Consider the following 14,946-nt stretch of genomic DNA (forward strand, 5'->3'; position numbering starts at 1 on the left):
TACAAAGCTAATATAAATAATGAGATCTTTTAAATATACTGCTTAATTTGATGAAAGGAGAGTAACTAAAATAATTATGGATGATTATGAAACTAATGTAAACCTTGAAGGAATTCCTTTAAAGTTGATTTTTGTAGCACATGTTAGAGACTTGGACAAAAAAGTTCAAACATTGTGGGATCACTTGAGAGAAGTTTCGTATTTAACAGGTCAGTTTACAGAGAAGATAGGGCTTCGAAAACATGGAGAACTAATAGGATTATTGCATGATATTGGAAAGGCAAGCAGGGAATTTAATCAATATATTCGATCTGCAACAGGGCTTATTGGTCCGAATGACAGTGAATATATTGATCCAAAAGAAAAACGCGGAAAAATTGATCATGCAAGTGCAGGAGCACAAATAATACATCGTTATTTTTCCAATAAAGGTAGTGAGTATAAGTTTGTACTGCAAATTTTGTCACTAGCAATTGCATCTCATCACTCTGGCTTAATCGATTGTCTTACTATAGAAGGGAAAGATAACTACTCGAAACGAATGAATAAGATCAATGAAAAAACACGATTTAATGAAGTTGTAAAAAATATGGATAATTCGTTAAAACAAAAAATGGACGAATTAATGTTTGATAATGATTTCGCTCCTTGCTTCATTAAAAAAATGAGATCATTACAGGAAAAAAAAGATTCAGTAGAAACTATTAAATTCAAAGTGGGGTTATTAGCACGATTACTTTTTAGTTGTCTAATTGATGCAGATAGACTAAATACGGCAAATTTTGAATTTCCGAAGAATGAAATTTTAAGAAATCAAGGTAATTATGTGGAATGGTCTATTTTAATAGATCGATTAAATATTCACCTAGCCAAGTTTGAAAAGAATAAAAGCAAATCTGAAAAACAGAAAATAGTTAATTCTTTGCGAACCAGGATTTCTAACGAATGTATGAATTATTCTGAAGAAAAGAAAGATGTTTATCAACTTACAGTTCCGACCGGTGGTGGAAAAACTTTATCAAGCTTACGTTTTGCATTAAATCATGCAAAAAAACATCAGATGGATCGAATTATTTACGTCATACCTTATACCTCAATCATTGATCAGAATGCTGAGACAATAAGAAATATATTGGAAATTGAGCAGGAGGACGGTACTTATATTGGTGATGTGGTATTAGAGCATCATTCTAATTTAACGCCAGAAGAAGAAACTGATCGACAAAAGCTACTCGCAGAGAATTGGGATGCACCGGTCGTTTTTACAACGATGGTGCAAGTTTTAGAGAGTCTATTCGGTCATGGAACAAGAAACTCTCGGCGAATGCATCAACTTGCGAATGCAGTTCTCATATTTGATGAAATTCAAACTCTTCCTATTCGATGTGTACATCTTTTTAATATAGCAGTTCGTTTTTTTATACAAGGATGTAATTCGACGGTGGTACTCTGTACTGCAACGCAGCCTTTATTAGGCAAGGTGAAACCAATTGAAAAAGCATTACAAATTGCACCAAGGCAAGAAATGATGTCTGATGTCTCAAAATTATTTGAGGAATTAAAAAGAGTGGAAGTTTATGATAAATGTAAACTTGGTGGCTGGACGGAGGATGAAATTGCTAGCCTTGCAAAACAGGAATTAAAATTGACTGGTAGTGTTTTGATTATAACTAATACCAAAAAAAGTGCGAAAAATCTTTTCAGTTTACTTCAAGATCAACCTAATACCAAAAGATTTCATCTTAGTACAAATATGTGTCCAATACACCGTATGGAAGTATTGGATAAGGTAAAAGAGTGTTTAGAAGCGAATATTCCGGTTATCTGTATTAGTACACAACTTATTGAAGCTGGCGTTGATATTGACTTTGGTAGTGTTATTCGCTACTTGTCAGGTATTGACTCAATTGCACAGGCTGCCGGACGTTGCAATCGAAATGGGGCAAGATCACAAATTGGGAGAGTCTTCATCGTCAATCCCAAAAAGGAAAATCTAGATAAGCTACCAGATATTAAAATTGGCGGAAATATTACAACGCGTATACTTGAAGAATTTAAAACTGATCCAGAGCAGTTTGATAACGATATTATAGGTCCTAAGGCTATAAAACGTTATTATGAATATTATTTTCATGATCGAGCTAAGGAGATGAAATATGAAGTTGATAGTAAGTCCAGTGTTGGTAGAGCAGATAATTTATTCAATCTGTTATCTGCCAACCAAATATCAGTGCAAGAATATCAAAGAATGAATGACAATGCTTCTCCTGACTTGGCCTTATGTCAATCATTTATGGCAGCTGCAAAGTCATTTCAGTCAATTGATTCATCTGGGCGAGGTATTATTGTTCCATATAAAGAGGGAAAGGATATTATTTATGATCTTTGCGCAAGCAATGAATTAGAAAAGCAATATGCTTTATTAAAAAAAGCACAACGTTACTCCATTAATGTATTTTCATATTTATTTGATGAACTTGTGGAAAAAGAAATCATTCATGAAATACAAAAAGGATCAGGAATTTTTTATCTTAATGATCAGTATTACAGCGAAGACTATGGTATGAGTGACTCATCGGTGAATGAAATGGAAGTTCTTATTTATGGAGGTGTATGATGATGGAAAACAAAGTGCAATTTAAAGTTTATGGGAAATATGCCCTTTTCACAGATCCATTGACTAAAATTGGTGGTGAGAAATGTTCTTATCAAATACCAACTTATCAGGCGTTAAAAGGCATTATGGAGTCGGTGTACTGGAAGCCGACCATTGTGTGGATAATTGATAAAGTAAGAATTATGAAGTCAATACGAACGCAAACTCGTAGCGCTAAACCTATTAATTATGGTGGAGGAAATTCTTTAGCGATTTATACTTATCTTTCTGATGTAGAATATCAAGTTCAAGCTCACTTTGAGTGGAATCTGAATCGAGAAGATATGGTAAAAGATCGGAATGAGAACAAGCACTTCTTTGTAGCAAAGAGGATGATTGAGCGTGGGGGGCGAAGAGATATTTTTCTTGGTACACGTGAGTGCCAGGGATATGTGGAAAGTTGTGATTTCGGTGAAGGTGAAGGATTTTATGATTCTTATGGGGAGTTAGCTTTTGACCTAATGTTCCATGGCTTCGATTATCCTGATGAGCTAGGTGAAAATAAGCTTCAAGCAAGATTCTGGCGACCTAAACTAGTAAATGGTATTGTGGAATTTAATCGTCCAGAAGAATGTATTAATAAGTTTGTGAAACTAATGATGGCAGCCCCTCCTATTTCTATTGGATTGCAAGAGGAGGGTATTTTGGAAGGGTATTCCCAAGAGGAGGCTTTGCAATGAGTTGGATGCAAAAGCTTTATGAAACTTACGAAAATTGTGCAAGTGCGAAAGACACATCCCTGTTGTCAATCTGCCATACAACACAAAAGGCTCAAATTGAAATTATTATTGATAATGCGGGGAATTTTAATAGGGCGAGAGTAATTGCAAAAGATCAAGCGCGAACGATTATTCCTTGCACGGAAAGCTCAGGTGGAAGGGCTGGAATAAAACCAGAAGCTCATCCTCTTTGTGATAAACTGCAATATCTTGCTGGAGATTTCGCTATATATGGCGGAGAAGTAACGAAAGGCTATGCCAAAAATCCTACGGAACCATATGAAAAATATACAGAACTTTTGCAGCAGTGGTGTGATTCGGAATTTACTCATCCAAAAGCAAAAGCAGTTTTTGAATATGTTAAAAAAGGTAATTTAATAAAAGATTTGGTTGAGAGTAAAGTGTTATTTTTAGATGATAATAAAAAACTTTTAAAAGAGTGGAGAGGGGATACCAAGCAAGAAGTTCCAGAGATTTTTAAGGTTACCCAAAATTCAATACAAGGAGATGCTTTTGCACGATGGATAATTGAAATACCTACCGATCCGCAAAGCGCAGTCTGGACAGATGAAAGCTTATTTGACAGTTGGACGAGGTTTTATTTATCAACCAAAAAAACTAGTGGGTTGTGTTTGGTTACTGGGGTGAACATAGCTTTGTCTGATCAGCATCCAGCTAAAATAAGAAATGATGGAGATAAAGCAAAATTAATTTCCTCCAATGATATAAGCGGTTTTACCTTTCGGGGGCGTTTCTTATCTGCTGAACAAGCATGTGGTGTTGGATTTGAAGTAACGCAAAAAGCACATAATGCTTTGCGATGGCTTATTAATCGCCAAGGGTATAGGCGAGGAGATTTAGCAATAGTGGCATGGTCAACTGTTGGAAAAAAAATTATTGATCCTCTGGCTGATCCCTATTCTATATTCAATATTGATGAAATGGAAAGTGATTCGGAGATTTTAGCTGCAACTACTCAGGAATTAGCGATCAAGCTAAATAAGAAGATTGCTGGTTATCAAGGAGAAATCGGAAATACAGCAGGAGTTGTTGTCATGGGACTTGACTCTGCAACTCCTGGCAGGATGGCTATGACATTTTACCGGGAACTTACTGATTCTGATTTTTTACATAGAATTGAGGATTGGCATAAGTCATGTTGCTGGATTCATAATTATCATTCGAAAGAGATTATTGATAAAAAAACAGGAAAAAAGCAAAAAATCAAGGTTCGACTTGTTGGTGCTCCTACTCCCAATGATATTGTAGAAGCGGCTTATGGAAGTAAGGTAGATGATAAATTACGTAAGACAACTGTAATGCGTATCCTCCCTTGTATTATTGACGGAGAGAAGATTCCAAGAGATTTAGTAGAATCTGTGGTTAGGCGTGCCATAAATAGGGGAGCGATGGAAGCGTGGGAGTGGAATAAAACCCTCAGCATAGCTTGTGCGCTTTATCGAAAATATCAAGAGAAGGAGAATTATGAGATGGCTTTAGATGAAAAACGAGCAAAAAGAGATTATTTATATGGCAGATTGTTAGCCTTAGCTGATGGCTTAGAAGAGTGGGCATTAAGACAAGGAGGGGAAAATCGTCAAACCAATGCAGCTAGGTTGATGCAACGATTTGCGGATCATCCTTTTACAACGTGGCCTACTATTGAACTTGCGTTACTGCCTTATAAAGCTCGATTAGGGAAAAAAACTGCAAAAATTGAAGGATTAATATCAAAAGTTACGGCGATGTTTGAACCCGATGATTTTATAAGCGATAAAAAACTAAGCGGCGAATTTTTACTAGGATATCATTGCCAGCGAGAAGCAAGATGGTATGAAAAAAGTATAGACAAGGAAATTATATCAGAAATAGAGGAGGAAATAGTATGAGAACTTTGGAAAACAAAATTGATTTTGCAGTAGTCATAAATGTAAAAAATGCCAATCCCAATGGAGATCCTTTGAATGGGAACAGACCTCGTACAAACTATGATGGATATGGAGAAATATCTGACGTATGCATTAAAAGAAAAATACGAAACCGTTTAATGGAGATGGGAAAAGAATATTCTATTTTTGTTCAGTCAGATGACAATAGGGTGGATGGATACAGAAGCCTTCGTGAGAGAGCGGAAGGAGAATTGAAAGATGCTCTTAAAAATGAGGAGAATTTTCGAGAAGAAGCTTGTAAAAAATGGCTTGATGTTAGAGCCTTCGGACAAGTTTTTGCTTATAGTGGAGGAAAAAAAGGAAAGGGAAAAGCTAAGTCTGAAAGTGGTGAAGAGCCTGGGGATGACAAAGGTGTTTCCATTGGGATTAGGGGACCAGTTTCGATTCATCCAGCCTTTAGCGTTAGTCCCATAAGTATTTCCAGTATTCAGATTACCAAGAGTGTTAGTGGTGAAGGAGATGGGAGTAAGCGGGCCTCTGATACTATGGGGATGAAACATCGTGTAGATCATGGAGTATATGTATTTTATGGTAGTATAAATCCTCAGTTGGCTTCTAAAACCGGTTTCAATGACGTAGATGCCGAGGTTATCAAGCAAGCATTAAGTGAGTTATTTCAGAATGATGCATCTTCTGCAAGACCAGAAGGAAGCATGGAAGTCTATCAAGTCTATTGGTGGAGACATGATTCAAAGAATGGACAATATTCGTCTGGAAAGGTTCATCGCTCATTGGAAATTGTATTAAAAGATAGTGTGGCAGAAGCAAAGTCAATAGATGACTATAATATTACAATCCATCCGTTGGAAAATTTAGTGCCAGAAATTATTGATGGTAAATAAATCATGTTATCTATTGATTTAGAAGATGACTTTCTCATGCTCTCAGGAATCCAGCATATAGCTTTTTGTGAGAGGCAGTGGGCACTCATTCATATTGAGCAAGTTTGGGCGGAAAATGTTCGTACCGTAGAGGGGCAGCACCTTCATGAACGTACTGATGATCCCTTTGAAGATGAAACAAGGACAACCTTGCGGACAGTTAGAGCCATGCCGCTTATTTCAAGGAAACTGGGACTTAGAGGTATTGCGGACGTGGTGGAATTTCACCAGGAAAAGGAATTGATTGAAGGTAAGACTTGTCGTCTTGAAGGCAGAGAAGGTTGGTGGCGACCGATTCCTGTAGAATATAAGAGGGGGCGTCCCAAAAAGGATGATCGGGATGCTGTTCAATTGTGTGCCCAAGCCATGGCATTGGAGGAGATGATGCAGGTATCAATTGATACAGGATTTCTCTTCTATGCTCAAACGAAACATCGGGAAAAGATTTTGTTAGATGAAACCCTTCGTTTGCATACCGTAGAACTTGCCAGCCGCATGCAGCAGTTTTTTCGCGAAGGGAAAACACCGAAAGCAACCAAGGGAAAACGCTGCTCCCAGTGTTCTTTGGTGGAAGAGTGTCAGCCAACCTGGACATTGCGTCATCGTCCCGTCAAAGATTATCTGGCACGAATGTGCCGCGAGGAGGTGGATGACTCTTGCGACGGCTTCTAAATACATTGTATGTAACCTTGCCAGATGTTTATTTAGCCTGTGATGGCGAGAATGTACTGATTAAAGTCAATGATGAGATTAAATTTCGGGTTCCTGTTCACAACTTAGAAGGAATTGTTTGCTTCGGCTTTGCAGGAGCCAGTCCAAGATTGATGCATTTGTGTTGTGAGCGAGGTGTAGCCATTTCTTTCTTATCACAATATGGAAAATTCATGGGACGCATTACGGGTAATGTATCAGGCAATGTTCTACTTAGGCGAACACAATATCGCTGGTCGGATGATGAGATAGTGACGACCCGGTTATCACGCCGATTTATTGCCGCTAAAATTATGAATAGCCGGGCGGTATTACATCGTGTTTTACGAGACCATACTGAAGTGGTTGATAATGAAGCTCTGGAGAGAGCACTTCAATTATTAGCAAGGATGCCTGCGAAGTTGGAAATGGCACATCATGGTGATTCTATACGAGGCATTGAAGGAGAAGCAGCGCATCTCTATTTTTCTAATTTTAATCAATTAGTATTAAATCAAAAGGAAGCATTTCGTATGCTAGGGCGAAATCGCAGACCACCGACAGATCGAGTGAATGCTTTGCTATCTTTCTTATATACGCTGCTCACGCACGAAGTTGTAGCGGCTCTCGAAAGTGTTGGACTTGATCCCCAGGTTGGGTTTTTGCATAGGGATCGACCAGGACGACCTAGTTTAGCACTTGATGTCATGGAAGAATTGCGCCCGCATTTTGTGGATCGTCTAGCAGTGACGTTGATTAATCGCAATCAGATTACAGCAAAAGGCTTTGTCGTAAAGGAAAATGGTGCTGTGATTATGGATGATGATACTCGTAAGGAAGTATTGACTGCTTGGCAAAAGCGCAAACAAGAAGAGATTACTCATCCCTATCTGGAAGAAAAAATTCCTTTGGGTCTTGTGCCATATGTTCAAGCTATGCTGCTGGCGAGGCATATGCGTGGTGATTTAGAAGATTATCCGCCATTTTTCTGGAAATGAGGGTTTGGCAATGATGGTATTAATTACTTATGATGTAAGTGTGACCACCGATTCGGGAAAGAAACGTCTTCGCAGAGTAGCGAAACAATGTGTAAATTATGGTCAACGTGTTCAAAACTCAGTTTTTGAATGTTTACTTGACCCAGCGCAGTTTGCAGAGTTAAAGCATCGCTTGGAAAGCATAATCAATCATGAGACGGATAGCCTGCGATATTATTTCTTAGGAAGCAACTGGAAAAATCGCGTAGAGCATGTGGGTGCGAAATCAGGATATGATCCAGAAGGAGTTCTGATGATCTAATGCGAACCCTAAGTGCTCATCGTTTTCCTGGGGCATTCGCAGTCTAGAAGGTACAAGCCTTCTTGATGTTTATATAAGGAAAATCTTTTTAAAAATCGATATAATTTTCTAGTTCGCGAAATCATGTGTTTTGACCCATGGTTTTCTTATATCCCACAATTGCCAGTCACGCCTTGCGTAGGCGTGTGGATTGAAACCGAATATCTTTGTCTGCCACTGCTAATGCTAAGGCGTCACGCCTTGCGTAGGCGTGTGGATTGAAACTATAGTAACTCCGTTTGTTGTCTCTGAGCTTCCTGGTCACGCCTTGCGTAGGCGTGTGGATTGAAACCATATTATGGGGAGCCTTGAATTTCTTTTGCATAGCGTCACGCCTTGCGTAGGCGTGTGGATTGAAACGCTCCGCTGTTTGATCCTGTGTCATTCGAGCTGGTCACGCCTTGCGTAGGCGTGTGGATTGAAACTATGATTGGCGCTAACTCGGAGGCTTGGTATGCTGTCACGCCTTGCGTAGGCGTGTGGATTGAAACAAATAGCCAGTATACAGTCCGTTATCAGACGTAGTCACGCCTTGCGTAGGCGTGTGGATTGAAACATCTGTAAAGCTACCGTTGTCATGGAGTGTCGTAGTCACGCCTTGCGTAGGCGTGTGGATTGAAACTAAGTCCTCTCATGCCAATACCAATATGCCTGAGGTCACGCCTTGCGTAGGCGTGTGGATTGAAACTAGAGCTAGACATTGTTCTATCAAACATTTCTTTGTCACGCCTTGCGTAGGCGTGTGGATTGAAACAATTCACCAGTGCCGGCTTCAGCATCATTAACTTCGTCACGCCTTGCGTAGGCGTGTGGATTGAAACATCGTCTATGAAATCAAACAACGTAGGTGTATCAATGTCACGCCTTGCGTAGGCGTGTGGATTGAAACTGTCTGATGTGTTGACCATGCGTTATTTCTTAGGTCACGCCTTGCGTAGGCGTGTGGATTGAAACTTATTGTTTTGGCTAACACCGTTGGCGTATTGGTCACGCCTTGCGTAGGCGTGTGGATTGAAACTGTTCACCAGTTAACTGGTCTATGTATTCTTCGGTCACGCCTTGCGTAGGCGTGTGGATTGAAACATCATCTGCATTGTCAATAAATGCAGTTTCAACCAGGTCACGCCTTGCGTAGGCGTGTGGATTGAAACATTAGAAGTTGCTTTTTGGATAGCTTTGCAACTGTCACGCCTTGCGTAGGCGTGTGGATTGAAACCCTTAGTAATTGCCAAGGTGACGGTGTGAGCTTCGTCACGCCTTGCGTAGGCGTGTGGATTGAAACACAGAAGAAGAAAAGGAAATGCTTGAAAACTGGGTCACGCCTTGCGTAGGCGTGTGGATTGAAACTCAAATCTGCACCTCTAAAGATATAAGTCTTGCGTCACGCCTTGCGTAGGCGTGTGGATTGAAACAATGTCACATGAGTAACCTCTATAATTCGCCATTGTCACGCCTTGCGTAGGCGTGTGGATTGAAACATTGTTCGTCACTCCGTTTACCTATGATACACATGTCACGCCTTGCGTAGGCGTGTGGATTGAAACCATTTTGATCATTTATTAGGGGCTAAACCCCATTGTCACGCCTTGCGTAGGCGTGTGGATTGAAACTTATTAACTCTGTAGCCAACCATATTTGTTTTACCGTCACGCCTTGCGTAGGCGTGTGGATTGAAACTGCCAAAAACGAGCCGAATTGCTGGCAGGTGAACGTCACGCCTTGCGTAGGCGTGTGGATTGAAACTCACCAAGACTAGCTTTGCCAATAGCCTGTATACTGTCACGCCTTGCGTAGGCGTGTGGATTGAAACACGTATTTGAAATTCAAGGTTTAGACCACCAAGTCACGCCTTGCGTAGGCGTGTGGATTGAAACCAACTGAGTTGATGCTGTTTTTAAGTCCTGTTTGTCACGCCTTGCGTAGGCGTGTGGATTGAAACACGTATCTTAAAGCGATTGAAGCTCTACTACGGTCACGCCTTGCGTAGGCGTGTGGATTGAAACAATTAAACAATATTTTATAGAGCGATTTATTAAGTCACGCCTTGCGTAGGCGTGTGGATTGAAACAGATCTTCGGCAGCCAGTATAAAAGAGGAGTTGGTCACGCCTTGCGTAGGCGTGTGGATTGAAACATAGGTTTTATTTGTGACTACATCCATTCGTGCAAGTCACGCCTTGCGTAGGCGTGTGGATTGAAACATAATTAAAGATAATGAAAAACCTGAGCATAAGCGTCACGCCTTGCGTAGGCGTGTGGATTGAAACATGTAAAACTTGTTAGGGGTTACATTTCCTTTATTGTCACGCCTTGCGTAGGCGTGTGGATTGAAACCCCATTGTAAGGTATTTCCTTGTGCCACTTTTCTGTCACGCCTTGCGTAGGCGTGTGGATTGAAACCGTTTTTCGGGTTTCAACATCAACCCTCTGGTAGAGTCACGCCTTGCGTAGGCGTGTAGATCAAAACTGAGGTGGAATCTCATCCTATCTCCGAATGCTTGGTGTTTATCCAAAGCAGTTGGAGTTATAGAAGAAGAAATGGGAACATACTGTATGGAATGATTAAAGAGGCAAAGAGGAGCTTTGTGAGTACCATTATATTGCCGAGGGAGAAGTCTTAAAAATAAAAGATACATTATGTGTCAAAGAACAAAAAACTTACAAAGTTGAGGGATCATAATGATATTTGTAAAACATACCCCTAATCATGCAGGTGTGGCTATATATGGTGATTGTTTAGATTTTGAGGAACTTTATGGTGCACTGCATGATGTTGTTGGTAAGGAGAATCAATATGTTGCCTACCAAGGTGTTCGTATAAGAGTGTTAGGGTTCTGCTATGAGCTGCGCCATGCTTTAATGGGGAATCGGGAATTTGAATTTGTTGAGAATGGTATGGATGAGAATCGGATGAAAGAGTTAGCAATGATTACTCCTAAGAAAAATATATATATAGGCACTCATATTTTATGGCCGGAAATATTGTTTGTTATTATGTGTTTGAGTGATTTTATTTTGTTACGCCAGAAAAAAAACAAGTATCCAGAATGGGATGCGAATACTGCTGCGGTTCATAAGTTTCAGGCGGCGGTTGTAGAGTGCCTGAAGCAAGTAGTAACGGAGGCTTCCTATAAACGTATACTGAACATGATAACCCATGATTATACATGGTTTTACGGATATACAATACAGTATATTGATATTTTAAATGGTAAATTTCTGGCAATGAATAAGGAAAAGCGCTTAAAGAGTGTAGCAATCATAGCAAAGAGAATTGCAGAACCAGACGATGAATATAGAGAGGTGAGAGAGGAAGTTTTGGAAGAAGCTCTAAAATATAATTGTCCTGCAGATGAAATTCAATATGACTGGGACTATCCTGAAAACATCCAGTGGTGAATACGGATGAACAGGAGACGATTCTGGTTAAAAGTGATATACTATTATTTTGATTACGAATGGATAATGAGGGGAATCATTCCTATGATATTGACATATGAGATGATTTATTGTCTGAAAGTGTAAAACAGGGAGATTGGTGTGGTATGGTGAAAATTCGTTTAGCTTCTCAGATAACAACGGATTCGGTTGTAGATGGAAAGGGATTGAGAACGGTGATCTGGTGTCAAGGCTGTACTCATCATTGCCAAGGCTGTCACAATCTTGATACCCAGGATTTGAAGGGTGGTTTTGAACAAGAAATTGATGATGTGGTACAGACTGTTCTAGCGGTCAAACTGCAGTCCGGGGTAACATTTTCAGGTGGCGAACCAATGCTGCAGCCCGTTGCTTGTACTGCTATTGCTGAGCAATTGAAAAGTAAAGGCGTTAATATTTGGTGTTATACTGGTTTCACTTTTGAAGAGTTAATTAAGAGACCGGATTGTCTGGAATTTTTACAATACATTGATGTATTAATTGATGGCAAATTTGAATTAGCATTGAAAAGTTATGATTTGTTATTCAAGGGTTCTGCTAATCAGCGCATTATTGACGTTCCGGAAAGCCTAAAAGAGAAAAAAGTGGTATTGTATGAACCTTTGCCTTAAATAAAGAGATCATTGCTCGGCAAAAAAAGTGATAAAAAGTAACTGCAGAGGCGCAGAGAACGTAGAGATAGGATGAATATATCCCTCTGCGTACTCTGCGCCTCTGCGGTTAAAAAAATCGTACTCATTTAAATTTCAGAATAATCTTGAAAAAGATAATAGAAGTGTTATAATACAATTGTAAATGTATATACAACATGTCAACATGATGACATTTCAAATTTATGATAAATGTAAAGGTGGTAATCATGAAAAGAGTTGATAAAGATTCGCCGATTCCTTTGTACTATCAGTTGAAAAATATTATTTCCGAAATGATCGAAAATGAAGAACTAGCTGCAGATGAAGTCGTTCCAACAGAAAGAGAGCTGTGTGAATATCACGGAATTAGCCGAATGACTGCGAATAAAGCCATTGCAAGCTTAGTAAATGAAGGATTGCTATATCGGGAACGGGGAAAAGGAACCTTTGTTGTCAAAAACAAAGAAAAACATCCCCTGCATAATTTGCTGGGATTTACGGAAGATATGCAGCGGCGCGGCATGAGTATTCATACGAAAATAATTTCTTTTCAAAGAAAATCTGCAACGAAAAAATTGCAGCATGATCTGCAGTTGGAAGAGCAGGATGAAGTATTTGAAATTACCCGATTGCGCTCTGTTAATGATGAACCCTATGCCATTGAGACTGCTTATTTACCAACAGCACTTTGCGAGGGATTAACGGCTGAGGCGTTAGAGAATAATTCCTTGTATACCATTTTAGAAAAGCAGTTCGGTTTGCAGATTGAATATGCAAACCAGACCATCGAGCCTGTATTAGTAAATGATTATGAGAGTCAAATGCTGCAGGTAAAGCAAAAAACCTTAGCACTTATGTTTTCACGATTAACCTATACAAAAAAGAATATTCCCTTTGAGGTAACAAAGTCCATTTATCGCAGTGACCGCTATAAATTTGAAATAACATTAAAGCGATAATCGGTACTTGCTATGTGTATATAGGGCAAATTGCAAAGTGACATATGAATAGCACTAAATCGGCATTCTTTTATTCGATGACTAACATTCAGTGGAGTTAAAACTTCATCGAATCAAGTCTTCTTTATCTTTAGAAAGTACTATCAAGTTTTCTTTTTGCCAGGTCATTTTGTAGTTTGTAATGTATAAATAAAGAATAGGGGGTTCATAGTTGTGGGAAATTGGTTTGGGAAACTGCAAAAGATTGGTAAAGCGCTGATGCTGCCCGTGGCAGTACTGCCAGCCGCGGCTTTGCTGCTGCGTTTTGGTGCTCCGGATGTTCTTGATATTCCTTTTGTTATGAAAGCAGGAGGGGCTATTTTTGACAATTTGGCATTATTGTTTGCTATGGGTATTGCCATTGGTCTGTCTCATGATAATGGAGGCGCATCCGGTTTATCAGGTGCCATCGGTTATCTAGTACTTACCAATGGTCTAAAGACCATTAATCCTGATTTGAATATGAGTGTGCTTGGAGGTATTCTAAGCGGTTTGGTAGCGGGTTATTTGTATAATCGATTTTATAATATTAAGCTTCCTGATTTCTTAGGTTTCTTTGCAGGGAGGCGTTTTGTTCCCATCGTGACGGCAGCTGCAGGAATCGTTATGGCAGGAATTTTTGGCGTGATTTGGGCACCCATTCAAAGTATCATCCATAGCATGGGTGAATGGATTATTGGTGCAGGATCTCTAGGATTATTTGTTTATGGGATCTTCAATCGTCTGCTCATTCCTTTTGGACTTCACCACATTTTGAATAGTTTTGTTTGGTTTGTCTTTGGGAATTACACGGATGCCACGGGCAAGGTGGTAACGGGCGATTTAAATCGCTTCTTTGCCGGAGATCCCACAGCGGGCGGCTTTATGGCAGGTTTCTATCTCATCTTTATGTTTGCTCTGCCAGCGGCGGCATTGGCGATTTATACATGTGCAAAGCCTGAGAATCGCAGTAAAATCGGCGGTGCTCTATTATCAGTAGGATTTACAGCGTTCTTGACTGGTATAACGGAGCCTATTGAATTCATGTTTATGTTTTTAGCTCCGATGCTGTACTTCTTACATGCAATCATGACTGGCTTGGCGATGGCGTTAGTAAGTTCTATGGGAATTTTACATGGGTTTGGTTTTTCTGCAGGCTTGATTGATTTACTGCTGAATTGGGGTTTGGCAACGAAACCTGCTATGCTGGTTCCCCTTGGCCTGGGGTTTGCTGCTTTATATTATGTGGTATTTGTGTGGGCGATCAAACAATTTAACATCCCTACGCCTGGTCGTTTTGACGATGAAGCAGAGAATACGAAGTTAGACAATGTTGATAGCAGTGATTTCTCCATGAATCTTATAGAAAAGCTGGGAGGCGCAGAAAATATCGAGGTTGTCGATTCCTGCATTACTCGTTTGCGGTTAACTTTGAAAAATGCTGCTCTGTTAGATGAAAATGAGATGAAAGCATTAGGGGCAGCGGGTGTGATTAAGAGTGGCAACAGTGTTCAAATCATTGTAGGCACAAAGGCAGAAATGATTGCTGATGAAATGAAAAAGCTATTGATAGAAAGACGAAATCACATTACAAAAGATATACATAATACTTCAACACCTAATTTCTAAAAAGAGGTATATGGAATTGAAGGTTGGAGTTGATGCGT

Annotated in this window: 11 protein-coding genes and 1 CRISPR repeat array; all 11 genes read left to right on the forward strand. The window is 39.7% G+C overall.

What is annotated here, in order from left to right; translation table 11 throughout:
• The first annotated feature begins 76 nt into the window (after positions 1 to 76).
• On the forward strand, positions 77 to 2,617 hold the full coding sequence (locus FR7_RS06340; protein ID WP_007931220.1) for a CRISPR-associated helicase/endonuclease Cas3: 2,541 nt from the start codon (positions 77 to 79) through the stop codon (positions 2,615 to 2,617).
• 2 nt (positions 2,618 to 2,619) lie between these two features.
• Positions 2,620 to 3,336 (forward strand): type I-C CRISPR-associated protein Cas5c, encoded by a 717-nt coding sequence (cas5c, locus tag FR7_RS06345; RefSeq protein WP_007931219.1) that lies wholly within the window; start codon positions 2,620 to 2,622, stop codon positions 3,334 to 3,336.
• Complete coding sequence (gene cas8c, locus FR7_RS06350) at positions 3,333 to 5,264, forward strand: type I-C CRISPR-associated protein Cas8c/Csd1 (protein WP_007931218.1); 1,932 nt, start codon at positions 3,333 to 3,335, stop codon at positions 5,262 to 5,264. Before cas5c ends, cas8c begins: the two co-directional genes overlap by 4 nt.
• On the forward strand, positions 5,261 to 6,166 hold the full coding sequence (gene cas7c / locus FR7_RS06355) for a type I-C CRISPR-associated protein Cas7/Csd2 (protein WP_007931217.1): 906 nt from the start codon (positions 5,261 to 5,263) through the stop codon (positions 6,164 to 6,166). The genes cas8c and cas7c overlap by 4 nt, the downstream gene beginning before the upstream one ends.
• A 3-nt stretch (positions 6,167 to 6,169) precedes the next feature.
• On the forward strand, positions 6,170 to 6,877 hold the full coding sequence (gene cas4 / locus FR7_RS06360) for a CRISPR-associated protein Cas4 (protein ID WP_007931216.1): 708 nt from the start codon (positions 6,170 to 6,172) through the stop codon (positions 6,875 to 6,877).
• The gene (gene cas1c / locus FR7_RS06365) at positions 6,862 to 7,893 is read left to right on the forward strand and encodes a type I-C CRISPR-associated endonuclease Cas1c (RefSeq protein ID WP_007931215.1); all 1,032 of its coding nucleotides are present in this window, start codon (positions 6,862 to 6,864) and stop codon (positions 7,891 to 7,893) included. Before cas4 ends, cas1c begins: the two co-directional genes overlap by 16 nt.
• 10 nt (positions 7,894 to 7,903) lie before the next feature.
• Entirely contained in the window at positions 7,904 to 8,194 is a 291-nt protein-coding gene (cas2, locus tag FR7_RS06370) for a CRISPR-associated endonuclease Cas2 (protein ID WP_007931213.1), read from the forward strand.
• A gap of 165 nt (positions 8,195 to 8,359) precedes the next feature.
• Positions 8,360 to 10,699: a CRISPR direct-repeat array (repeat unit 32 nt; unit sequence GTCACGCCTTGCGTAGGCGTGTGGATTGAAAC).
• A 212-nt stretch (positions 10,700 to 10,911) separates the two neighbouring features.
• On the forward strand, positions 10,912 to 11,631 hold the full coding sequence (locus tag FR7_RS06375; RefSeq protein ID WP_007931212.1) for a DUF6904 family protein: 720 nt from the start codon (positions 10,912 to 10,914) through the stop codon (positions 11,629 to 11,631).
• Between the two features lie 110 nt (positions 11,632 to 11,741).
• Entirely contained in the window at positions 11,742 to 12,281 is a 540-nt protein-coding gene (gene nrdG / locus FR7_RS06380) for an anaerobic ribonucleoside-triphosphate reductase activating protein (RefSeq protein WP_237714779.1), read from the forward strand.
• Positions 12,282 to 12,529: 248 nt separating this feature from the next.
• Positions 12,530 to 13,261 (forward strand): GntR family transcriptional regulator, encoded by a 732-nt coding sequence (locus FR7_RS06385; RefSeq protein ID WP_007931210.1) that lies wholly within the window; start codon positions 12,530 to 12,532, stop codon positions 13,259 to 13,261.
• A gap of 213 nt (positions 13,262 to 13,474) precedes the next feature.
• Complete coding sequence (gene nagE, locus FR7_RS06390) at positions 13,475 to 14,908, forward strand: N-acetylglucosamine-specific PTS transporter subunit IIBC (RefSeq protein ID WP_007931209.1); 1,434 nt, start codon at positions 13,475 to 13,477, stop codon at positions 14,906 to 14,908.
• The last annotated feature ends 38 nt before the right edge of the window (positions 14,909 to 14,946 follow it).

The organism is Pelosinus fermentans DSM 17108, assembly GCF_000271485.2.
Taxonomy (GTDB): Bacteria; Bacillota; Negativicutes; order DSM-13327; family DSM-13327; genus Pelosinus; species Pelosinus fermentans.